At 74.3% G+C, this 22,150-nt stretch carries 21 protein-coding genes; 11 read left to right on the top strand and 10 right to left on the bottom strand.

What is annotated here, in order from left to right; all coding sequences use genetic code 11:
- Positions 1–50 precede the first annotated feature (50 nt).
- The 8 genes from FHR36_RS11665 to FHR36_RS11630 all read left to right on the top strand — a co-directional run bounded on the left by FHR36_RS11665 (position 51) and on the right by FHR36_RS11630 (position 7,559).
- Positions 51–836, top strand: a complete 786-nt coding sequence (locus tag FHR36_RS11665; RefSeq protein WP_253796193.1) for a hypothetical protein — start codon at positions 51–53, stop codon at positions 834–836.
- Positions 837–966: 130 nt separating this feature from the next.
- Complete coding sequence (locus FHR36_RS11660; RefSeq protein WP_253796192.1) at positions 967–1,632, top strand: sigma-70 family RNA polymerase sigma factor; 666 nt, start codon at positions 967–969, stop codon at positions 1,630–1,632.
- A 43-nt stretch (positions 1,633–1,675) separates the two neighbouring features.
- Positions 1,676–1,882 (top strand): hypothetical protein, encoded by a 207-nt coding sequence (locus FHR36_RS11655; protein ID WP_253796191.1) that lies wholly within the window; start codon positions 1,676–1,678, stop codon positions 1,880–1,882.
- The gene (locus FHR36_RS11650) at positions 1,879–4,110 is read left to right on the top strand and encodes a heavy metal translocating P-type ATPase (protein ID WP_344587721.1); all 2,232 of its coding nucleotides are present in this window, start codon (positions 1,879–1,881) and stop codon (positions 4,108–4,110) included. The genes FHR36_RS11655 and FHR36_RS11650 overlap by 4 nt, the downstream gene beginning before the upstream one ends.
- Entirely contained in the window at positions 4,107–4,592 is a 486-nt protein-coding gene (locus tag FHR36_RS11645; RefSeq protein WP_253796190.1) for a copper chaperone PCu(A)C, read from the top strand. The genes FHR36_RS11650 and FHR36_RS11645 overlap by 4 nt, the downstream gene beginning before the upstream one ends.
- A gap of 49 nt (positions 4,593–4,641) precedes the next feature.
- Entirely contained in the window at positions 4,642–5,715 is a 1,074-nt protein-coding gene (locus FHR36_RS11640; RefSeq protein ID WP_253796189.1) for an ABC transporter substrate-binding protein, read from the top strand.
- On the top strand, positions 5,716–6,780 hold the full coding sequence (locus FHR36_RS11635; RefSeq protein ID WP_253796187.1) for a FecCD family ABC transporter permease: 1,065 nt from the start codon (positions 5,716–5,718) through the stop codon (positions 6,778–6,780).
- Entirely contained in the window at positions 6,777–7,559 is a 783-nt protein-coding gene (locus FHR36_RS11630; protein WP_253796185.1) for an ABC transporter ATP-binding protein, read from the top strand. Before FHR36_RS11635 ends, FHR36_RS11630 begins: the two co-directional genes overlap by 4 nt.
- 69 nt (positions 7,560–7,628) lie before the next feature.
- On the opposite strand, the gene FHR36_RS11625 is transcribed toward FHR36_RS11630, so the two are convergent.
- From FHR36_RS11625 to FHR36_RS11605, 5 genes are all read right to left on the bottom strand, one after another.
- Positions 7,629–8,573, bottom strand: a complete 945-nt coding sequence (locus FHR36_RS11625) for an L-tyrosine/L-tryptophan isonitrile synthase family protein (RefSeq protein ID WP_253796183.1) — start codon at positions 8,571–8,573, stop codon at positions 7,629–7,631.
- A gap of 95 nt (positions 8,574–8,668) precedes the next feature.
- Positions 8,669–9,949 (bottom strand): cytochrome P450 family protein, encoded by a 1,281-nt coding sequence (locus tag FHR36_RS11620; protein WP_253796181.1) that lies wholly within the window; start codon positions 9,947–9,949, stop codon positions 8,669–8,671.
- 41 nt (positions 9,950–9,990) lie between these two features.
- Positions 9,991–11,811: an asparagine synthase (glutamine-hydrolyzing) gene (gene asnB / locus FHR36_RS11615; protein ID WP_253796180.1), complete on the bottom strand. Its 1,821-nt coding sequence runs from the start codon at positions 11,809–11,811 to the stop codon at positions 9,991–9,993.
- Between the two features lie 35 nt (positions 11,812–11,846).
- Positions 11,847–13,169, bottom strand: coding sequence for an MFS transporter (locus tag FHR36_RS11610; protein ID WP_253796178.1), 1,323 nt, complete (start codon positions 13,167–13,169; stop codon positions 11,847–11,849).
- Positions 13,170–13,370: 201 nt separating this feature from the next.
- Positions 13,371–15,644 carry a M4 family metallopeptidase gene (locus FHR36_RS11605; protein ID WP_301329983.1) on the bottom strand — a complete coding sequence of 758 codons (2,274 nt, stop codon included), beginning with the start codon at positions 15,642–15,644 and terminating at the stop codon, positions 13,371–13,373.
- Positions 15,645–15,974: 330 nt separating this feature from the next.
- On the opposite strand from FHR36_RS11605, the gene FHR36_RS11600 reads away from it, so the two are divergent.
- Complete coding sequence (locus tag FHR36_RS11600; RefSeq protein WP_253796175.1) at positions 15,975–16,772, top strand: class I SAM-dependent methyltransferase; 798 nt, start codon at positions 15,975–15,977, stop codon at positions 16,770–16,772.
- 17 nt (positions 16,773–16,789) lie between these two features.
- Here FHR36_RS11600 and FHR36_RS11595 read toward each other — a convergent pair whose 3' ends face one another.
- On the bottom strand, positions 16,790–17,782 hold the full coding sequence (locus tag FHR36_RS11595; protein WP_253796174.1) for an asparaginase: 993 nt from the start codon (positions 17,780–17,782) through the stop codon (positions 16,790–16,792).
- 87 nt (positions 17,783–17,869) lie between these two features.
- Here FHR36_RS11595 and FHR36_RS11590 point away from each other — a divergent pair, with 87 nt between their 5' ends.
- Positions 17,870–18,709, top strand: coding sequence for a Cof-type HAD-IIB family hydrolase (locus FHR36_RS11590; protein WP_253796173.1), 840 nt, complete (start codon positions 17,870–17,872; stop codon positions 18,707–18,709).
- 160 nt (positions 18,710–18,869) lie between these two features.
- Positions 18,870–19,583 carry a TNT domain-containing protein gene (locus FHR36_RS11585; RefSeq protein WP_253796172.1) on the top strand — a complete coding sequence of 238 codons (714 nt, stop codon included), beginning with the start codon at positions 18,870–18,872 and terminating at the stop codon, positions 19,581–19,583.
- Between the two features lie 19 nt (positions 19,584–19,602).
- Here the strand turns inward: FHR36_RS11585 and FHR36_RS11580 are convergent, their stop codons facing one another.
- The 4 genes from FHR36_RS11580 to FHR36_RS11565 are packed head-to-tail and all read right to left on the bottom strand — an operon-like array spanning position 19,603 to position 22,078.
- On the bottom strand, positions 19,603–20,304 hold the full coding sequence (locus tag FHR36_RS11580) for a ribonuclease H family protein (protein ID WP_253796171.1): 702 nt from the start codon (positions 20,302–20,304) through the stop codon (positions 19,603–19,605).
- A gap of 27 nt (positions 20,305–20,331) precedes the next feature.
- On the bottom strand, positions 20,332–20,895 hold the full coding sequence (locus FHR36_RS11575) for a YbaK/EbsC family protein (protein WP_253796170.1): 564 nt from the start codon (positions 20,893–20,895) through the stop codon (positions 20,332–20,334).
- A 42-nt stretch (positions 20,896–20,937) separates the two neighbouring features.
- The gene (locus tag FHR36_RS11570; RefSeq protein ID WP_253796169.1) at positions 20,938–21,342 is read right to left on the bottom strand and encodes a hypothetical protein; all 405 of its coding nucleotides are present in this window, start codon (positions 21,340–21,342) and stop codon (positions 20,938–20,940) included.
- Between the two features lie 34 nt (positions 21,343–21,376).
- A complete protein-coding gene (locus tag FHR36_RS11565; protein WP_253796168.1) occupies positions 21,377–22,078 on the bottom strand; it encodes a hypothetical protein in 702 nt (233 codons plus the stop codon).
- Between the last annotated feature and the right edge of the window lie 72 nt (positions 22,079–22,150).

Genomic DNA, 22,150 nt, shown 5'->3' with positions numbered 1-22,150 from the left:
CCGACCCTGCACTGTAGTGACGGCGTGACAGGTGCGACGATGAGCCGGCGATGACGATGGGACGAGCTGTGCGTACGGGACGGGCCGCGGTGTTCGCGGCCGTCTGCGTGCTGCTCGCCTCGCTCGGCCACGTACTGATGTCGGGCACACCGCTGCCGTGGTGGCCGCCGGCCGCCGCGTTCGCCGGAACGGCCGGCGTCGCCTGGCTGCTCGCCGACCGCGAGCGCGGACCGGTACTGGTGACCGGGCTGACCGTCGGCGTCCAGGCCGTCCTGCACACGCTGTTCTCGCTCGGGCAGGCCACCGCGGCCGACCGGCCGACCGGCGGGACCGCCGCGCAGTGGGCGCAGCTGCTGCTGTGCAACGGCCATGACGCCTCCCCCGCCGAGGCGGCGAGGATGGTGGAGGCGGCCGGTCTCGACCCGGGGTCGGCGTCCGGCGCGGGTCTGACGGTCGACCTGGTCGACCTGCCCGACCTCGCCGGATCCATGCCCGGCATGGACATGGGTGCCCACGCGCACCACGCCGCCTCGGCCCTGACCACGTCCGTGCACCACCACGGCGGCGGCGCCGTCGGCATGCTGGCCGCCCACCTGCTGGCAGCACTCCTCATGGGCCTGTGGCTGTCGGCCGGCGAGCGGGCCGTGTTCCGGCTCGGCCGCACCGTCGCCACCCGCCTGTTCGCGCCGCTGCTCCTGCTGCTGCGCCCGGCCCGCCCGCCGCACCGGCCGTACCTGCGCCCGCTGCGTGCCGTCTCCGCACGGCGCCCCCGCGAGCTCCTGCTCGCCCATGCCATCACGTCCCGGGGCCCGCCGACCGTGCCCGCCGTCGCCTGACGGCTCGCCCCTCCCGGGGTCGCCCCGCCTCCTTCGAACGCCGTACCCGTCCCGGTCCGGCGGTACTGGCGCGCGCCCCGGCACGGTCCCCGCGGCCGCTCGGCCGCCTCCACCTTCCCGAGAAGGACCCATGGCACTGACTCCTGCCCTGCCGGGCTCACGCACGCCCCGATGCCGTTCGCCGCACGACGACGCGACGGTCACCGGGTGGGCGCTCGAAGCCCGCAGCGGCGATCCGGCCGCCGTCGAGCGGTTCGTCCGCGCCACCCGCCGTGACGTGTGGCGCTACGTCGCGCACGTGAGCGGTGAGCCGCAGGCCGCCGACGACCTCACCCAGGACACCTACCTGCGGGCGCTGCGCAGCCTTCCGCGCTTCGAGGGCCGCTCCTCCGCCCGGACCTGGCTGCTGTCGATCGCCCGCCGCACCGTCGCGGACCGGTTCCGGTTCGCCGCCGCCCGGCCCCGCCTGCTGGACACCGACGACTGGCAGTCGGCGGTCGAGGGCGCGCAGCCCTGCGGCCTCCCGGGCTTCGACGAAGGGGTGGCGCTGGCCGACCTGTTGGCGGCGCTTCCGGCCGAGCGGCGCGACGCCTTCGTCCTGACGACGCTGCTCGGCCTGCCGTACGAGGAGGCGGCCGAGATCACCGGCTGCCCGATCGGCACCGTACGGTCCCGGGTCAGCCGGGCCCGCAGCGCGCTGATCAAGCTGCTCGCCGAGGCCGAGCGGCCGCCCGACGTCCCGGCCGGCCCCGCCGCGCACCGGTGGGACAGGTCCTTGGTCGGCTGCGCGGCCTGAACGGTCCGGGAACTCACCGCGGCCCGGCTCCGACTGCTGGAGTGTGGAAGCAACGGAGCCGGGCACCCGGCCGTACCTCGTCCTCGCGGGCTTCGCCCTGCTGCTCGTCCTGGTGTTCCTCGGCGCCTTGGCGGTGGGACACGCTGTCGGCCCGGTCGCACCGGGCCTCGGGCCGGGAACGGGCGGATCAGGCCACTCCGGCGGCACCATGCCGGGGATGACCGGCCACGACCTGGGAGCGGGCCGGTGAGCGCCGCTGCGGAGAGCGTGACCACCGATCTGACGGTGGGCGGTATGACGTGCGCGGCCTGCGTGTCGCGCGTCGAGAAGCGCCTCGCCCGGATCGACGGTGTCAGCGCGTCCGTCAACCTCGCCACCGGCCGCGCCCGGGTCGTGCATCCCCCGCGGGTCGCGGTGGCGGAGCTGGTCGCCGCGGTCGAGCGGGCCGGCTGCACCGCGGCGCCGGTGGCCGAGCAGCCCGAGGGGCCGGATCCGGCCGAGGACGGGGGCGACCGCGTGCGGCTGGTGATGACCGCCGCCCTGGCCGGGCCGGTCCTGCTGCTGTCGATGGTGCCGTCGCTGCAGTTCCCCGCGTGGCAGTGGGTGTGCTTCGCGCTCGCCCTGCCGGTGGTGACCTGGGGCTCGTACGGCTTCCACCGGCGGGCCTGGCACGGACTTCGCCAGGCGACCGCCACCATGGACACCCTGGTGAGCCTGGGCGTCGTGGCGTCGTTCGGCTGGTCGGCGTACGCGCTGTTCCTCGGTGGCGCGGGCGGGATCGGCATGCGGATGCCGTTCTCGCTCACCGCCGGTGGCGGCGGTGGCGCCCATGTGTACCTGGAGGCCGCCGTCGGTGTCCCGGTGTTCGTCCTCGCCGGGCGGCTGCTGGAGGGCCGGGCCCGGCGACGCGGCGGATCCGCGCTGCGGGCGCTGGCCGACCTCGCCGCGAAGGACGTGTGCATCCGCGAGGACGGCGTCGAACGCCGGGTTCCGATCGGGCAGTTGCTCCCCGGCCGGGAGTTCGTGGTGCGGCCCGGCGAGCGGGTCGCCACGGACGGGGTGGTCGTCGAGGGGGCCTCGGCCCTCGATTCGAGCCTGCTGACCGGCGAGAGCGTACCGGTCGAGGTCGGCCCCGGTGACCCGGTCGCCGGGGGGACGCTGAACGTCGGCGGCGCGCTCGTCGTCCGCGCCACCGCGGTCGGCGCGGACTCCCGCCTTGCCGCGATCACCGCCCTGGTGGCGGATGCGCAGGCCGGGAAGGCCAAGGCGCAGCGGATCGCCGATGCCGTCGCCGGAGTGTTCGTGCCGGCCGTGCTGGCGGTGGCCGTGAGCGTCCTCGGCTTCTGGCTCGGTGCGGGCGCGGATCCGCAGGCGGCGGTCACCGCGGCCGTCGCCGTGGTGGTGGTGGCGTGCCCTTGCGCGCTCGGACTCGCGACGCCGACGGCGCTGCTGGCGGCGACCGGTCGCGGTGCCGAACTGGGCGTACTGGTCCGCGGGCCCGAGGTGCTGGAGAGCCTGCGCCGGGTCGACACCGTCCTCCTCGACAAGACCGGCACGCTGACCACCGGCCGGATGGAGCTGACCGGGATCACCGCGGCACCGGGCGAGGACGCCACCGACCTGCTGCGGCTGGCCGGCGCCGTCGAGCACGGCTCCGAGCACCCGATCGCCCGCGCCGTCACCGCGGCGGCGCGGCAGCGCTGCGGGGAGGAGCTGCCGCCGGTCACCGGGTTCGCGGCCGGCGCGGGCGTAGGCGTCCGGGGCTCGGTCGAGGGCCGGACGGTACGGGTCGTCCGCCCGGACGCCGTTCGCGGAGCGCTCGACGCACTGCGGGACGCCCTCGCCGACGCGGAGTCCCAGGGCCGCACCGCCGCGGTCGTGGAGCTGGACGGTCGCCCGGTGGCCGTACTGACGCTCGGCGACACGGTGAGGTCCGGCAGTTGGCGGGCCGTACGACAGCTGCGCGGCCTGGGGCTGGAGCCGGTCCTGCTGACCGGCGACCGAGCAGGACCGGCCCATGCCGTCGCCGCCGAGCTCGGCATCGCCGCGGTGCACGCCGGCGTCTCCCCCGAGCGCAAGGCCGAGGTGGTGGCCGAACTGCGCGCCGCGGGCCGTACGGTGGCGATGGTCGGCGACGGCGTCAACGACGCGGGCGCACTCGCCTCGGCGGACCTCGGCATCGCGGTGGCCTCGGGCTCGGACGCGGCGATCGGCGCGGCGGGGCTGACCCTGGTGCGCGGCGACATCGACGCCGTGGTGGTCGCGATGCGCCTCGCCCGGCGGACCTCGGCCACGATCCGTACCAACCTCGTCTGGGCGTTCGGCTACAACGCCGTCCTGATGCCGCTGGCGGCCGTCGGCCTGCTCAACCCGATGCTCGCGGCCGCCGCGATGTCGGCCAGTTCGCTCCTGGTGGTCGGCAACAGCCTGCGGCTGCGCAGCTGGCAGCCCGCGCCTGCTTCCCGGCGGACACGGTGAGCCGGACCGCGGCCGTTGTGCCGCTCGCCGCCGCGGCCGCGGCGCTGGTGCTGCTGTGCGGCTGGACCGCTGCCGGCCGGGCCGGGCGGCCGGAGCCCGTCGAGGCGGCCGAGGGGCGGATCCTCGTACCGGTGACCGAGTCGGCGACCGCCGCGTTCTTCACCCTGCGCAACCCGGGCGACGTACCGGACGAGCTGACCGGGGCCTCCTGGGAGCCGGGCGGTGCGGTCGCGCTGAAACAGCACCTCCACCGAGGGGCGGCGGGAAGCTGGGCGCCGGCCGCGTCCCTGGCCGTCCCGGCCCGCGGCGAGCTGCGGATGTCCCCGGAGGGCGCGGACCTGCTGATCCCGCGTCCCCCGGCGCTGAAGCCCGGTCAGTGGGTCGCGTTCACGCTGCACTTCCGGCACAGCCCCGACCTGACGGTGCGGGCACTCGCGGTTGTGCCGGCCGGGAACTGGGCTGGGGTGCCGCACGACCACTAGTGCGGGCTCGCACCGGCGGCCCGGTGTCACGGAGTTTCAGGAGTGTTCCATGCGTTCTCGCGTGTTGTGCGGCGTCGCTGCCGCGGTCGCCCTCCTCGCCACGGGGTGCGGCAGCGGCGGTCCCGCGTCGAAGGACGCGGGACCCGCGGCCGCGACGTCCCCGTCCGCCTTCCCGGTGAGGGTCGCGGACTGCGCGGGCCGGGAGACGGTCTTCGACGCGGCGCCGCAGAAGATCGTCACCAGCAATGCCTCGAGCCTGGAGATGCTGCTCGAACTCGGCGCGGGCGACCGGGTGATCGGCACCGGCTTCCCACCGGGCAACGGCTACCTGCCCCCGGACGTCGCCGAGCAGGGGACGAAGGTCCCGGTGCTCGGCCGGACGGTGATCGCCAAGGAGAAGCTGCTGGGCTCCGGCGCGGACCTGTACGTCGACACCTTCGGCGCGATGGCCATGGGCGGCGGCGCGATGGGCGGCCCGCCGAGCGACCAGGAGTTCGCCTCGGCCGGCGTCAAGCACCTCTACCTGCTCTCCACGGCCTGCGCGGCGGGCGCCACGTCCGCCAAGACCGACCTGGCCGAGGTCGAGCAGGACATCAAGCGGCTCGGCGCCGTCACCGGCACCCTCGCCAGGGCCGACCAGCTGGTCGCCGGCATGGAGGAGAAGACCGGCAGGGTCGGCGCCGCGCTCGCCGCTCTCCCGGCCGACCAGCGGCCGTCGTACTTCTTCTTCGACTTCGACGCCGGCACCAAGCAGCCGATGGCGGTGTGCGGCAGGCAGGTCGCCAACGCGGTGATCACGCTGGCCGGCGCGCGCAACGTCTTCGCCGACTGCGACTCCGACTTCAAGCCCGTCAGCTGGGAGGACGTCGTCGCCCGGAACCCCGACTGGATCCAGCTCGGCGTGCGCAACCAGGGCAGCGAGGAGGAGAACCGGAAGGCCTTCGACGCGGCCGAGCAGTTCCTGCGCACCTTCCCCGCCGCCCAGGGCCTCACCGCGGTCCGGGAGGGCCACCTGCTGCGGATCGGCTCCGAGACGACCACCATCGCCGGAGTCCGCAACGCCGACACGGTGCAGCAGATCGCCCGGGCCCTCCACCCCGACCTGGTCAAGGACGGCCGCTAGATGACGGCCGCCGCCCCCGCCGCGGCCCGGCCCCGGCCGGTGCGGGCCGCGCGGGCCGGGGTCGTGGCCGGCGCGCTCGCCCTCGCCCTGGTGGCCGCGCTCACCCTCGCCGTCTCCCTGGGCGCCGTGGACATCCCCGCCGTCGAAGTGTGGACGGTGGTCGGACGCCGCCTGACCGGGCAGCCCCCCGCGCCCGGCACCCGCGACCTGATCGTCTGGCAGCTGCGCGTTCCGCGCGCCCTGCTCGCCGCCGTGGTCGGCGCCGGACTCGGCCTGGTGGGCACCGCCGTGCAGGGCCTGGTCCGCAACCCGCTCGCCGACCCGTACCTGCTGGGCGTCTCCTCGGGCGCCTCGCTCGGCGCGGTCACCGTGATCGTGCTCGGCGTCGGCGCGGGCGGCCCGCTCGGGCTCGGCGTCTCGGTCGCCGCCTTCGCCGGCTCGCTGGTCTCCTTCGCCCTGGTCTGGACGATCGCCCGGCGGGGCGGCGGCTTCTCGCCGCTGCGCCTGGTCCTGGCGGGCATCGCGGTGGGGCAGTTCCTCAACGGGGTGTGCAGCTACCTGGTGCTGCAGGCCGGGGACGAGCAGCAGACCCGCGGTGTGCTGTTCTGGCTGATGGGCAGCCTCAGCGGCACCACCTGGAGTCAACTCGCCGTCCCCACCGCCTGTGTGGCACTCGGCCTGGTCGTGCTGCAGGCCCGGGCCCGCTCGCTCGACGCCCTGCTGCTGGGTGACGAGGCCGCCGCCGGACTCGGAATCGCCCCCGACCGGCTGCGCCGCGAACTGTTCGTGGTCACCAGCCTGCTCACCGGCGTGCTGGTCGCGGTCTCCGGAGCGATCGGCTTCGTCGGCCTGCTCGTCCCGCACCTGTGCCGGCTGGTGGTCGGCGGCGCCCACCGCAGGCTGCTGCCGCTGGCCGCCCTGACCGGCGCGGTGCTGCTCGTCGTCGTCGACACCGCGGCCCGTACCGCGCTCGACACCCAGGAGCTGCCGATCGGCGTGGTCACCGCGCTGCTCGGCGCCCCCGCCCTGCTGTACCTGCTGGACCGACGCCTGGAGCGCAGTTGAGAATCGCCGTCGAGGACCTGCACGTCGCCCTCGCCGGGCGCACCGTCGTCGCGGGCGTCCACCTGGTCGCCGAGGAGGGCGAGATCGCCGGCCTGGTGGGCCCGAACGGCAGCGGCAAGTCCACCCTGCTGCGCACGGTCTACCGGCATCTGAAGCCGCGCGCGGGCCGGGTCCTGCTGGACGGCGGCGACCTGGCCGACCTGACTCCCGCCCGCTCCGCCCGCCATATCGCCGCCCTCCCCCAGGAGCGCGGCGGGGACTTCGAGCTGACGGCACGCCAGATGGTCGCGCTCGGGCGTATCCCCTACCAGCGGGCGTTCGCGGCGGACAGCACGGAGGACCGTGCCGTGGTGGCGTCCGCGCTCGAGCGCGTGGGCATGACGGCCGATGCCGAGCGGCGCTTCGCCGACCTGTCGGGCGGCGAGCGGCAGCGGGTGCTGCTGGCCCGGGCGCTCGCCCAGCAGCCGGACGTCCTGGTGCTCGACGAGCCCACCAACCATCTCGACGTCCGCCACCAGGTCGAGCTGCTCGCCCTGCTGCGCGCCCAGCGCACCACCACGCTGGTCGCACTGCACGACCTCAACGCCGCCGCCTCGGTCTGCGACCGCCTGCACGTCCTGCGCCGGGGCGCCGTGGTGGCGTCCGGCAAGCCGCGCGAGATCCTGACCCCGGAGCTGCTGGCCGACGTCTTCGGCGTACGGGCAGCCGTGGTGGACCATCCCCTCACCGGCGATCCGCTGATCGCCTTCGACCACCGCGGACCGGCGACGCCGCTCTGAGTCCCGATTCCGGCCGAACGTGCCGGGTCCCGGCGCCCCTCACCTGGGGTGCCGGGACCCGTTGCCGTCCTACCCGGCCTCGAAGTGGCTCGGCCGGCCGTCCCGCAGCACCACGCGGCCGCACTGCTCGGCGTCCGCGCGTCGCATCAACTGCCGTCCTCCGTCCGCCCGGTGGACGACCACGGAGTGCCACGGCGTCGTCCAGGCGTCCTCGGCATCGAGCAGCCGGATGCCGAACTTGGCCGCACCCCGCGGCTGCGGGTGGATGGAGAGCCGCACCGTACGGGGGTGGTGCTCGGCGATCAGGTCCCCCCAGGCGCGGCTGCGCTGGATGACGCCGTAGGCCCGCCGTCTGCACTCGCGCTGGAGCGCGGATCTGGTGCCGGTGAAGTCGACGGTGTCCTCGGTGAGGAAGCGGGTGATGCCGAGGTACAGCGCACGCGCGCCCTCGTCCGCCCTCGCCTCGGCCCGCAGCTCCTCGACGGTGGGGGCGTACCGGGCGTGCACGTGGGCGCGCTTCTCGTCGTACGGGAGGGCGCCCAGGACGTTGCGCAGGTCGAAGACCGACAGCCGGTCGAGCTTCTCGCGCCGGATCATCGCGGCGAGTTCGTCGGAGTAGGCGTCGATGTGGTGATCGGGTACCCGGATCAGGTCGCCGAAGATGTGGCCGTCCGAGCAGATGACCATCCGCGCGCCGGGCCGGTACACCTCCCCCACCGCGGCGCACAGCTCGTTCAGGAAGGTGAGGGAGAGGCGCTCGCCCTCGTCGGGCAGGTGTCCGAGGACCTTGGCCGGGCTGGGCGACTTGCACGGGAAGCCGGGCAGGGTGAACACGATCTCCTCCCCGGCCGCGACGAACCGGGCCAACTGGCCGAGCTGTTCGGGGAAGTCCGCAGCGACGGCGCGGGGCTGCGGGTCGGTGGCGCGGCGGTGCGGCAGCAGCAGGTCGAGCACCGCCGCGCAGGTGCGTTCGACGGTGGCGGCGAGCGGGTCGATGGTGGAGACGGGCGGCATGCGGTCCTCCACGAGGGCATGGCGGGACGGCGGCCCGGCGACTCGGATCGGTCGGCCGGACCGCCTGCGGGCGGGGCGGATGGGTTCGGGGCCGGTCAGACGCGCCGGTCGTAGCGCACGGGCAGGCTGTTGACGCCCCGCGCCAGGACGGCGGGGATCCAGCCGAGGCGGTCGAGGTCGCCGGCCGCGCGCAGGCCGCGCAGGCGGGTCACCAACGTGCCGATGGCGACCTGGAGTTCGGCACGGGCGAGGGCCGCGCCGGGGCAGAAGTGGATGCCGTGGCCGAAGGCGAGATGGGCGTTGGGGGTGCGGTCGAGGTCGAGGGTGTCGGCGTCGGGGAAGTGCTCGGGGTCGCGGTTGGCCGCGCACAGGGAGACGATCACCGAGTCCCCCGCCGGGATGCGGGTGCCGTGCAGGTCGCTGTCCTCGGCGAAGAACCGCCAGGTGGTGAGCTCGAACGCGCTGTCGTGGCGCAGGAGTTCCTCGATCGCGCGGGGCAGCAGCTCAGGCTCCCGGCGCAGCCGGGCGAGCTGGTCGGGGTGGCGGAGCAGGGTGACCAGCATGGTGCTGATCTGGTTGGTGACCGGCTCCTGGCCGGCGACCAGCAGTTGGAAGACCATCGAGTCGAGCTCCTCCCGGCTCAGCTCGCCACCGTCGTGGGCCGCGACCAGGCGGCTGAGCAGGTCGTCCGCCCCGTGGGCGCGCCGGTCGGCGACGACATCGGCGATGTACGCCTGCAGGGCGCGCAGCCGCGCCTCGTACGCCGGCCGGCCCGGGTCGTGGGGTCCGACCGGCTGGACGACCTTGCCCCAGTCGCGGTCGAACCGGCTCGCCCACTGCGGTGGCAGACCGATGACCTCCGCCAGGACCCGGAAGGGGAAGTGTGCGGCGAACGCCTGGACGAGGTCGGCCCCGCCGGTCTCCGGCAGGTCGTCGACCAGCGCGTCGGCGAGCTGCTGGAAGCGCGGGCGCAGGGCCTCGACGCGGCGCGGGGCGAAGGCGTCGAGGACGAGTCGACGCATCGCGGTGTGCTTGGGCGGGTCCTGGTGCAGCAGGTGGACCTGGAGCTGCGAGTGCTGCGGCTCGGGCATGATCGAGGCGAGCGCGCGCCAGTTGTCGTTGCCGAGGCCGTGGTTCTTGCCCAGGCGCGGGTCGTTCAGCGCTCGGTGGGCGGCCTCGTAGCCGGTGACCAGCCAGGCCGCGATCCCGGAGGGGAAGCGGACCCGGTGCACCGGCCCGGCCTCGCGCATCCGGCGGTAGAGGTCGTACGGGTCCCTCTTGTACTCGCTGCCGTACAGGGGGATCGGCTCGCCGGCCGCCCGGCCGGTGACCGGGCACCGCGGCGTGGTGTCGGGGCTCTGGTCGGAGGTGGTCATGCGGGTGGTCCCTTCGCGGGTCTCGAGGTCGGGCGGTGAGGTCATAGGCTGAGGGTCGGCCGGTAGTGGTCCAGCCAGAGGCCGAGGTCCACCACCCGTTCCAGGCGCAGCCGTTGCGGCCAGGACAGCCGGTCGGCGGGGGTGTCGAGGCCGGTCCCGATCGCGGTCTCGTCGGCGATGTCGCGCACGCCCGGCACGTCGAACGCCTCGCGGGCCAGCCGCTGGAGGCCGCGGTTGTAGTCGGGGTGGTGCGTGGCCGGGTAGTGGTTCTTGGGTCGCCACAGCACCGCCTTGGGCGCGATGCCGGTGCCGACCGACCGCAGCAGGCTCTTCTCCCGTCCGTCGTGGCTCTTCATCGCCCACGGCGTGTTGAAGGCGTACTCGACGAGCCGGTGGTCGCAGTACGGGACGCGGACCTCCAGGCCGCGGGCCATGGAGAGGCGGTCCTTGCGGTGCAGCAGCTGGCGCAGCCAGCGGGTGAGCGAGAGGTGCTGCAGCTCGCGCTGCCGGTGCTCCTCGCGGCTCTCGCCGTCCAGGTGCGGCACGGCGGCCAGCGCCGCGCGGTAGGTGTCGGCCCGGAACTCCCCGATGCGCAGGGTCGCGGCCAGGTCCGGGTGGAGCGGCATCGCCGCCCCGTCGCCGGTGACCAGCAGCCACGGGAAGGTGTCCGCGGCGAGCGCCCGGGGGTCGTGGAACCACGGGTAGCCGCCGAAGACCTCGTCCGCGGCCTCACCGGAGAGGGCGACGGTCGAGTGCCGGCGGATCTCGCCGAAGAGCAGGTGGAGCGAGGTGTCCATGTCGCCCACGCCGATCGGCGAGTCCCGGGCGACGACCACCGCCAGCCGCTGCTCGGGGTCGAGCAGCCGGTGCGGGTCGAGCACGACGGTGGAGTGGTCGGTACCGATGAACGCGCCGGCCTCGACGGCGTACGGGGTGTCGTGCCCGGTGCGCAGCACGTCGCCGGTGAAGTGCTCGGCCTGGTCGCTGTAGTCCACCGCGTACGAGCGCAGCCGTGCCTGCGGCCCCTCGGCGAGCCGGAGTTCGTCGGCGACGAGGGCGGTGAGCACGGTGGAGTCCAGACCGCCGGAGAGCAGGCTGCACAGCGGGACGTCCGCCTCCAGCTGCGCCCGGGCGGCCCGGTTCAGCAGGGAGCCGACCTGCGCGACGGTCGCGGTCAGGTCGTCGGTGTGCGGCCTTGCCTCCAACTGCCAGTACCGGCGCTCCCGCACGCCGTCCCGGCCGACCGTGAGCAGACCGCCCGGTTCGACCTCGCGCACGCCCGCCCAGAGCGTGGCGCCGGTGCCGAAGACCAGGCTGTACGCCTCGCGCAGCCCGTCCGCGTCCACGGCGGGGCTGATCTCCGGGTGGGCGAACAGCGCCTTGGGCTCGGAGCCGAACGCGAGGCCGCCGTCGACGGAAGCCCAGAACAGCGGCTTCACGCCGAGGCGGTCGCGCACCAGCAGCAGTCGCTCGCGTCGCTCGTCCCAGACCGCGAAGGCGTACATGCCCTCCAGCCGGTGCACCAGTGCCTCGCCCCACTCCCGGTAGGCGCGCAGCACCACCTCGGTGTCGCTGCGGGTGCGGAACTCGTGGCCGAGGCGGCGGAGTTCGGCGCGCAGCAGGTGGTGGTTGTACAGCTCGCCGCTGTAGCTGAGGACGGTTCCGCCGTCCGCCATGGGCTGCGCGCCGCCGTCCGGGTCGATGACCGCCAGGCGGCGGTGGCCGAGGGCGGCGTGGGGGCCGAGCCAGACGCCGCCGGCGTCGGGGCCGCGCAGGGCCATGGTGGTGGTCATCGCCGCGATGACCGGGGCGTGGGTGCGGGCGTCCTGGCGGAAGGACGCCCAGCCGGTGATTCCGCACATACGAGTGCCCTCCTGGTGGGCGGGAGTGAGAAGTGTCAGGCAGTCGGTGCCGGGCGGCCGGCCCGGGCGATCAGCGGCACGGCGAGGCAGGCGCAGGCTGCGGCGAGGCCGAGGCCGGCCCGGAGACCGCCCAGGCCCCAGGCGGCGGCCCCGAGGGCCGGGCCGAGGGTGAAGCCGAGGCTGCGGGCGAGTTGGACGGCCGATCCCGCGGTCGCGGCCCGCTGCGGCGGGGCCGAGGTCATCACCAGCGCCTGGACCGGCCCGCCGTACAGGCCCATGCCGGCGCCGGCGAGGGCGAGCCGCCCGGCGACGTCCGGCAGCGACCGGGTGCCGTCCAGCGGTACGAGCAGCAGCAGGCCGAGTGCGGTGACGGCCGCTCCGAGGGCGGCGGTCCGGCGCGCCCCGACGCGGTCGGCCAGCCGCCCGCCAAGCGGCCCGGCGACGCCCATCGCGAGCGGGAAGCAGAGCGCCGTCAGCCCGGTGGCGGTGGCGCTCACCGCCTCGTCGCGCTGGAGATGGAGAGCGAGCAGGTAGTGCACGGCCCCGAAGCCCGCGGCGACGCACAGCACCGCGCCGTGGACGCCGTAGGTGCCGCCCTCGCGCAGCACCGCGCGCACCGGCCCGCCGCCCGGCGTGCGCAACCACAGCACGGCCAGCGGGACGGCCACAAGAGCCAGCAGGAACCAGGCGGGTGAGGCCGGTGACAGGCTGAGCGCCAGCAGCAGCGCGGCCACCGCGCCACCGATCAGGGCGGCGTCGAGGAGCGAGGCCGGGTCGGGCCGTCGGAGCCGGCCACCGCCCGGCGCGTTCCGGCGGGCGAGGAGCCAGGCCGCGAGGCAGACCGGGAGTTTCACCAGGAAGATCGCCCGCCAGCCCAGGTGGTCCAGCAGGAAGCCGCCGGCGGCCGGTCCGGTGACCGCACCGAGCGGGCCCAGGGTCGCGGGCACGCTCATCGCCCGGCCGCGCAGCTCCGGCCGGACCGACCTCGCCGCCAGCACCGGCATCAGTACGAACAGCGCCGCCCCGCAGGCTCCCTGGACCAGCCGGACGGCGATCAGCCAGAGCGCCCCGGGCGCGGCGGCGGCCAGCGCACTGCACAGCGCGAACCCCGCCACGGCCGACAGCAGTGCGGGCCGGACACCGACCTGGTCCAGCCAGCGCCCGGCGGGCAACAGCAGCGCGACGAGCGGGAGTTGGTAGCCGAGCGCCACCCACTGCGCCGTCTCGGTGGAGACCTGGAGGTCACGGGACAGGTCGGCGAGCGCCACGTTCACGATGTTCATGTCGAGCATCGCGACGAAGGACAGCATCCCCGCCACCGCGACCAGGCTCCAGCGGTCCTGCCCGTCCGGCCCCATTCCGGTCCCCCCGTCGTGACGGGCACCGCCGGTCGACGGCACCCGTCACAGCAGTCGGCCACCGGCCGCCGCGAGTTCCCGAACATCGCCACGACCTTGCGAACACACTTGCGAGGCATGGGCCCGAACGCGTTCCCGGAGGCCGACGTGTGGAAGGACCCGCGCCGTGAGGCGCGGGCCCTCCATAGTGCCGGGAGCCGGTCAGAAGGTCAGCTTCCAGCTGTCGATGTAGCCGCGGTAGCCGACGTCCAGGTCCTGGACCTTGAGTCGCCAGGTGCCGTTGGCGACCCTGCCGGAGGCGTTGACCGTGTAGGTGGTGATGACGTCGTGGGCCGGGTCCATCACGTCTTCGTCCTTGAGCCGGTACGTGGTGCCGTCGGGGGCGACGAGGTCGATGGCGAGGTCACCCCGGTAGGTGTGCTTGATGTCGACGCCCACCTTGAGGGTCTTGGGCGCGTTGCCGCTCAGGCCGCTGACGGTGATGTCGGAGTAGGCGGCCGGGCGGACGTCGGGGATCTGGACGTCGTCGGTGTTCTCGAAGGTGGTGATCTTGGTCACCACGTTCAAGGTGAAGGCCGCCGTGGAGCCGGCGCCGGTCTTGTCGGTGACCTTGATGGTCACGCTGCGGGTGCCGAGCTTGGTGGGGGTGCCGGAGATCAGGCCGGTGGAGGCGTTGATCGACAGGCCGGCCGGCAGTCCGGTGGCCGCGTACGACAGGGCACCCGGGTTGGTGCTGCTGGCCTGGATCTGAAGGCTCGCCGCCTTGTTGACCACGGTGTACCGGGTGCCGGGGTTGACGACGGTGACGCCAGGGGTGATCCGGCTGCCGACCGCGACGCCGGCCCAGGCGTTGGCGGTGTTGAGGTACGTGGTGCTGTTCATGCCGTAGAGGTCGGCCGCGGCCTTGAGGGTGGCGGTGCGGGCGCCGGCATAGTCGGTGGTGGAGGTCATGTACGTGGTCAGCGCGCGGTACCAGATGTTCGCGGCGGCGTCCCGGCCGATCGGGGTGACGGGGACGTTGTCGGCGGTCGGACTGTCGTAGGAAACGCCGTTGACCACCTTGGCGCCGCTGCCCTCCGAGGCGAGGTAGAACCAGTGGTTGGCCGGGCCGGAGGAGTAGTGCACATTGAGCGAGCCGAGGCCCGGGTACCACGAGTTCGCGGACAAGCCGTCCTTGGACGGCTTGTCCATGTAGCGCAGGGGCTTGCCGTCGCCGCGGACGTTGATCTTCTCGCCGACCAGGTAGTCGCCGGGGTCGGCGGGCGAGTTGACGTAGAACTCCACCGCGGCGGACATGATGTCGGAGGTGGCCTCGTTCAGGCCGCCGGACTCGTCGGAGTACTCGAGGCCCGCCGTGGCGGAGGTGACGCCGTGGGTCATCTCGTGGGCGGCGACGTCCAGCGAGGTCAGCGGGTTGTTGTTCCCCGCACCGTCGCCGTACGTCATGCAGAAGCAGCTGTCGTCCCAGAACGCGTTGACGTACCCGTTGCCGTAGTGCACGCGGGAGGTGGCGCCGACGCCGTCGCCCTTGATGCCGGTGCGGCCGTGGACGTTCTTGTAGTAGTCCCAGGTCGCCTGGGCGCCGAAGGCGGCATCCACGCCGGCGGTCTGACGGTCGCTCTGCTTGCCGTTGCCCCACACGTCGTCCGCGTCGGTGAACAGCGCCCCGGTGCCGGAGGTGCCGCCGTTGAGGTCGCTGGTCGTGTGGTTGCCCCGGGCGGCGTCGGTCATGGTCCAGCCGGAGCCGGACTTGGTGGTGCCGATGGTCACCTCGCCATTGAACTGGCCGGTGCCGGTGCCGGCCTCGATGGCCTGGCGCTCGAACAGCTTCGCGCCGGTGGTGGCGTCGGTGATGACGTGCAGTTCGTTCGGGGTGCCGTCCGGCTGGAAGCCGCCGACCACGGTCTCCCAGGCCAGCACCGGGGTACCACCGGCCGCCCAGACGACGGACCGCACCGAGTCGGCCTTCGCCTCCTTGGCACCGGCCGCCTCGGCCCGGCCGATCGAGAAGCTCTTCACCGCCTCGGCACTCTTGGCCGGGGTGGTGGAGGCCACCGCCACCGGCCCCCTGGCGGCCTTGTCGACGCCCTTGATCGAGCCGTCCGGGGCGGTGTGCACGACCAGGTCGCCACCGAGCACGGGCAGACCGGCGAAGGTCCGGTCGTAGCGGGTGTGGACCGTGCCGTCGGCGTCCTTGAGCACCGAGCGCGGCTTCAGCGTCTCGCGGGCGTCCAGCTGCAGCGCGGCAGCGGTCCGGGCGGCGCCGGCCTCGGCCGCAGACAGCAGCGCCGACTGCTCGCCCGCACTGAGCGGGGCGGCCAGCGCGCCGGCCAGCGGCTGGACGGAGAGCGTGGACGACTGGGCGGAGGGACCGGATCCGGCGTTCGCGACGCCGGCGGGGACGGTCGCGGTGACCAGGGCGGCGCCGACGATCCAGGCGCTCACGGCCGCGACTCTGCGGGGGGAACGTGACAACGGAACTCCTTCTGCGACGGCCCGAGGGTGGGGCCGGTGACGGCCGGACGGCTCGTTGCCGCCGGACGGGACTGGAGGTGCGTTGGTGCGTTGCACAGTGGGGTTGGTGCGGACATGTCAGTGCGCACCGGTGAGCGGAATCCTCGCCGAGGAACCGTCAGGGTTGCCATCCGTAGCCCCGGTTCAACGGGTACGTACAGATGGCGGCAGCACCCCTGGGTGACGGATCCCGCCGAGGTCGGCGCGCCTCGGTCGTGACGGTGGGCGCCGGTGCAGGATCGACGGGGCGGCCGTCGGTCGTTGCCGTTCGGCGGGTGAAGGGGTCCGGCCATGGGAGAGCTCGACGCGGACGCCGCCAGCCGGTACGGCGAGGCCGTCTTCCGGCCCGAGCAGGCGGGCGAGGGCGAGCGCATCGACTTCGGCGCCCTCGCCTACGACGACATCACGCTGGCGCGGCTGCGGGCGCTCGGGGTCGGGCCGGGGTGGCACTGCCTGGACGTGGGCGCCGGCACGGGCACGGTGTCCCGCCGGCTCCTCGAAGAGCTCGGGGTGGCGAGCGTGCTCGCGGTCGACCGCGACGTCCGGTTCCTCACCCGGCGACCCGGGCTTGACCTGCTGGAGGCCGACATCACCGCGCCCGGCTTCGCGCCCGGCCGGTTCCGGCTGGTCCACGCCCGCTTCGTGCTGATGCACCTGCCCGCGTACCGGCGCCTGATCGCCACCCTCGCCGATCTCGTCGAGCCCGGCGGGGTCCTGGTGCTCAGTGACGCAGTCGACCTGACCGGCGACCGGACGCCCGGCACGCCGTACCGCGCGGCGATGCGGGCGATGTGGCAGGGACTGCGGGCGACCATCGGCACGGACGTCACCTGGGTGCCGTCGTACCCGCAACTGCTGCACGCGGCCGGGCTGCGCCGGGTCGGCGCCGAACTCCACGTGCCGCCGCTGCTGCCGGGCAGCCCGATCAGCCGCTTCTGGGCGGACACCTGGGAGCGGAGCAGGGCCGCCATGGTGGCCACCGGCCTCGTGGACGACGCCGCCGTGGACGAGGCGGTCCGCTACCTGGACTCCGACGAGTGCGCCGCACTGTCGGCCGGCATGCTCACCGCCTGGGGCCGGCGGCCCTGACCCGAGCCCCGGGCCCGTCAGTCGGCCAGCGCCCGGAAGGCGTCGGCGATCTCGGCAGGGGTACGCCCCTGGGCGAGCAGGAGGTGCAGCAGGATCCGCGCCCGGTACGCGTCGAGGTGGCCGCCGCGGACGAGGCCCCGGTCGAGCAGGTCCTTCTCCGAACCGGGGAAGCCGTACGTCGCCGACAGGACCGGGCCGTTGCCGATCCTGCTGGTGAGCACCACCGGAATGCGGGCGGCGGTGTCCCCGAGGACGGCGACGAAGGACTGCGGGACATGGCCCACGCCGAAGGCGGCGACGACCAGCCCGTCGCACGCCGCGGCCATGCCCGCGAGGAGGGCGCCGTCGTCGCCGAGCGTCGCGGTGTACAGGCCGACCCGCGGGGCCGCGCGGACCGGCCGACCGGGGAAGGCCACCCTGCGGGCAAGCGGACGGTTCAGGTGGGCGCGGCCCTCGTACAGGCCGCCCAGCGGCCCGCTGGCCGGCGAGGTGAACGCCGCCGGGCTGGTGGTGTGCGACTTGCGGACCGCACGCGCCGCGTGGATCTCGTCGCCGAGGACGACCACCGCCCCGACGCCGGTCAGCGCCGGGTCGGCCGCGGCGAGGACGGCGGCGTACAGGTTGGCCGGACCGTCCGCCCCGGGCAGGGTCGGGTTGCGCATCGCCCCGGTGACGACGATCGGCCGGTCGCCCGCGTGCAACAGGTCGAGGAGGTGGGCGGTCTCCTCGATGGTGTCGGTGCCCTGGGTGACCACGACCCCGTCGCACCCGCTCCGGAAGGCGTCGGCGACGGCGTCCGACAGTGCGTACAGGTCCTCGAAGCCGAGCGAGGCGCCCGGCAGCCGCCGGAAGTCGTGGACCTGCAGCTCGACGTCCAGGCTCCGCAGGGCGGGCACGGCGTCGAGGAGGTCCCCGGCGGACAGGGCCGGCACCACCCCACCGGTGGCCGGGTCGGTGGTCATCGCGATCGTCCCGCCCAGCGAGAAGACCCCAACCGTTCGGGTGCTCAAGGCTGCTGACTCCCTCTCTCGCGCGAACCGGGCAGCGGCGGCGGACCGCCCGTCCGGCAATCTACCGGCCCGTCGTAGGATCCAGCGATGACACGATTCCGCCTGGTGGCGACCGATCTCGACGGCACCCTGCTGCGCGCGGGCAGGACCATCTCCGAACGCACCGTACGGGCCCTGCGGCTCGCCGCCGACGCCGGGGCGGAGGTGGTCGTGGTCACCGCCAGGCCGCCGCGGTACATCGACGCGCTCGCCGAGGCGTACGGGCTGACCGGGACGGCGGTGTGCAGCAACGGGGCCCTGGTGTACGACATCGACTCCCGGACCGTGGTCGCCTCGCACACACTCGCGCCACAGCTCGCCCGCCGGGTGGCCGAGGCGCTGACGCGGAGCGTGCCCGGGGTCGGGTTCGCCGTCGAGACGGGCCACCGGGTGCTGTACGCACCGGAGTTCGGGCTGCGCCACGCCGGGGACGAACACGCCGAGTTCGCGGTGGCCGGCAACGACGAGTTGTGGGTGACCGACGAGCCGATCGTGAAGCTGCTGGCCTGGCGCTCCGGCGGCGACGCGGACGCCATGCTGGCCGCCGCCGAGGAGTCGGCCGGGCCGCTGGCGTCGTTCACCCACTCCGGGGGTGCGGGGCTGCTGGAGGTCGGCGCGGCCGACGTCACCAAGGCGGGCACGCTCGCCGACCTGTGTGCGGCGCGGGGCATCGACGCCGCCGAGGTGGTCGCCTTCGGGGACATGCCCAACGATCTGACCATCCTGTCCTGGGCCGGCGCCGGGTACGCGATGGCCAACGCGCACCCCAGGGTCCTGGCGGCGGTTGCGCGGCACACCGGCTCCAACGAGGAGGACGGCGTGGCCGCCGTGCTGGAACGGCTCTTCGCCCGAGGGACGGCCCCGGAACCGGCCGCGCCCGTCCGATGATTCGTCATATCAATTAGCCCGCCGGTGTGCTGTCCGACCCACCGCCGCCGAGGTTCTTCGCATGCCGACCGGTTTCCGTGTGCAATGGCGGTTACCGCGCGACCGCCCTGCCCTCCGCACCGCGCCTCGCGTTCCCGCCCTCCGCCCATTGGAGCCGCGCATGCGTTCTCTCACCCTCGCCTCGATGTCCATCGCCGTCGCGCTGCCGCTGACGCTGCTCGCCGCGGCCGGGGACGCCGTGGCCGCCGCGCCCGCCCCGGCGGCGGCCACCCGGGCCCTGCCCGCGGACTGTCCGGACCTCCTGCCGCCGGACAACCCGGCCGTCTACTACTGCGGCCGCCCCGAGCTCGGCCCCGCCGTCCTGCCGACCTCGGGACCGGTGGGCCAACTGCTGAAGGGCTACCGCCGCCTCGGCGGCCTGCAGCCGACCCAGTTCCTCGACTGGTACCGCACCGGCGAGCTGTGGAAGTACCCGAACAACCGGGGCTTCGCGGAGCTCAACGGCGAACTCGACATGCACGAGAGGACCATGACGCCGGGCGGGCTGCTGGACCGCTTCGGCGCCGACTCCGGCAAGTACCTCGCCACCGGCGGCACGCCGTACGCCAAGCGCGCCCTGCCGCCGGACTCGCTCAACGGCGACGGGAACGGCTACCACTGCTACGTGGTGAACCGCGACTTCCGAGTCCAGGCGGGCCACATCGCCGCCGGGTTCGCCCAGCCGGGGTTCGGCGTCCAGGAGTGGCTGGACCCGGCGCTGAAGCCGACCGACTTCGACCCGGCCGAGACCTACAACGTCGCCAACCTGGTCAAGCACGAGTACCTGAAGACCGCCGCACCCGAGCAGTGCGTCGACACCGGCCACACCTCCTGAGCAGGTCGGCGGGGCGGCGTCAGGCGTGCGCGGCGGCGCAGGCGGGGTGTCCCCAGCCGCTGCCCACCCTGGTGATCCGCTCGCCCTTGGCGTACGGACGGGAGCACGCGCAGACCCCGGGGTAGCGGGCGGCCAGCGTGGGTCCACCGGGCTTGGACCGGCGCCCGGTCGAGGTCGCGGTCGATTCCGCGGAGGAGGAGGGGCGTGCGCGGCGCGCCGGGGCAGCCGCCGCCGGGTCCGGCGCGGGAAGGTCCACGGCGGTCCCGCCGGCGGCCTGCTGGGTCCGGGCCGCGCCGCTGGCAGCCTTGTCCGCGAGGGCGTTCAGCGGATCGCCGTTCACCTGGTGGGCGGGGACGTACACGAAGGTGACGTCCCGCCCCTCCAGCAGGGCGTCGATCCGCTGGATCAGTTCGCGGTTGGCCACCGGCTTGCCCGCGGCGGTCTTCCAGCCGTTGCGCTTCCAGCCTGCCAGCCACTTGGTCACCGAGTCCCGGGTGTACGTGCTGTCCAGCCGGACCTCCAGCGGCACGTCGGGGTCGGTCGCGGCCAGCAGCCGCTCCAACGCCGTCAGCTCGCCCACGTTGTTGGTGCTGTGGCCGAGCGGTCCCGCCTCCCAGCGCTGGGGCACCCCGGCACTGTCCGCCACCACGTAGGCCCAGGCCGCCGGACCCGGGTTGCCCTTGGCCGCCCCGTCACAGGCCGCGATGATGCGCTCGTTCATGCCTCGATCATGCCAGGGACGGACCGGTCAGACCGCCAGGCCCGGGAGCACCTCGGCGCCGGGCAGGCTCGCCACCGCCCAACCGGGAAGGATCAGCTTGCCGCGGCGGCGCCCACTGCCGATCAGGACGTACGGGGTGGCGGCGACCGCCTCGTCGACCAGCAGCGGCCAGCCACCCGGCAGACCGACGGCCGTGATGCCGCCGTACTCCATCCCGGTCTCGGCGACCGCGACGTCCATGGGAGCGAAGGACGCCTTGCGCGCCCCCAGCCGCTTGCGGACCGCCGTGTTGACGTCCAGCCGGGTGTCGGCGCGCACCAGGCAGGCGGCCAGGGTGACCTCTCCCCCGCGCTTGGCGGCGACCACCACACAGTTCGCGGAGACCTCCGGCGCCACGTCGTAGGTCTCGCAGAACACCTGCGTGTCCGCCTTCTCAGGATCGGTGTCCACGTACAGCACCGACTCCGCCGCCCCGGGCGCCTCCCAGCTCCGCAGGGCGTCCGCCACCGGCGCCGCGAGGTCGCCGTGGACCTCGAGGGCCGCGCGGACGATCTCGAACCTGCCGAACGGAGCCTGCACGGTCTCAGTCATGGGCCGGACTCTACCCGCGCCCGCCCGCCGGGCCGATCGATCTCAGCCCCGAGCGTGCAGGAACTCCTGGTACGCGGAGTCGGAGGCGGGCAGCAGACCGGCCGTGACCATCGCCGTGCCGAGCTCGGTCCTGCGCTCGGCATCGGCGCACTGCAGACCGCACTGGATGATCTCGGCGACCATCTCGGTCGTCCCGGCCAGGAAGACCGAGCCGCTGTCCACCTGGTAGAACCACGCCTCGTACCGGGCGGCGCCGTCGGCGACCACGTCCCACACCTCGCAGAACGACAGCACGGTCTCCTCGTCGTCGCCGTCCGCGCCGAGCCGGCACCCCGCCGGGAGGTCCTCGCCGTCGTAGGCGAGGCCGCAGAGCCTGACCTGTTCGACCTGGACGGGGGTCAGCTCCTGCGCCGAGGTGATCGACCGGCGGTTGGTGAATTCAGCCATGGGCGGACCCTACCGACCCGCACGGACAGTGGCCCTAACCGAAGGACGGGCGGACCCGGCTCGGGTTCAGCAGGTCGCGGGTCCGGGCGAAGGCCCCGAGTTCGACCGCCGCGCCGATCCACGCGGCTCCGAACGCCCAGACCGAGAGCGCCTCGCAGAGGTACAGCGGGGTGAGCGTCCAGTGGCTGCCCCAGCCGCTCAGCCCGGCGAACACGGCGACCGCCAGGAACAGGAGGATCAGGGAACCGGCCGTCAGGTAGGCCCGGTTGGCGCCCCGCCGGTCCGCGGCCGCCGGGTCGCGGAACGACTGGAGGCAGAAGGCCGCCAGGGCGCAGAGCAGCACCGCCGCGAGCGTCAGGTGCACCGCGCCGATCACCGCCTGGGTGTCGCTCGGGGACCGCGGTGCGGTCGGCAGGAGCGCGACGCCGATGGCGGCCCAGCCGGCGGTGCTGCTCCACAGGTCGTCACGCCGGTTGTAGCGGTAGCCGATCAGGAACACGCCGAGCGCGCAGAGGCCGCCCACGAAGATGTTCCGGGTGCTGGTCCAGTACGCGCCGCTCATGCTGCCGGGCAGGATGTCGGTGTGGCCGCCGAGTCGGACGACGATCCAGTTGCCGACCGGCAGGGCGATCGGCAGCAGGACGCCGATCACGCCGACGCCGAGGCGCAGTCGCATCACCGTCCGCCGGTCCTGGTCGGCCGCCCAGGTCTGTCCGACCGCGTCGTTGCTGCTCATGGTGGTTCCCTCCCGGACGCGGGGACGCGTGCTCTCGCGGGGCAGTATGCCCGGATATCACGACAATTCCAC

The organism is Kitasatospora cinereorecta, assembly GCF_024172095.1.
GTDB classification, from domain to species: Bacteria; Actinomycetota; Actinomycetes; order Streptomycetales; family Streptomycetaceae; genus Kitasatospora; species Kitasatospora cinereorecta.
Note: the sequence above shows the minus strand (reverse complement) of the source record. Positions and strands in the feature narration are given on the sequence as shown.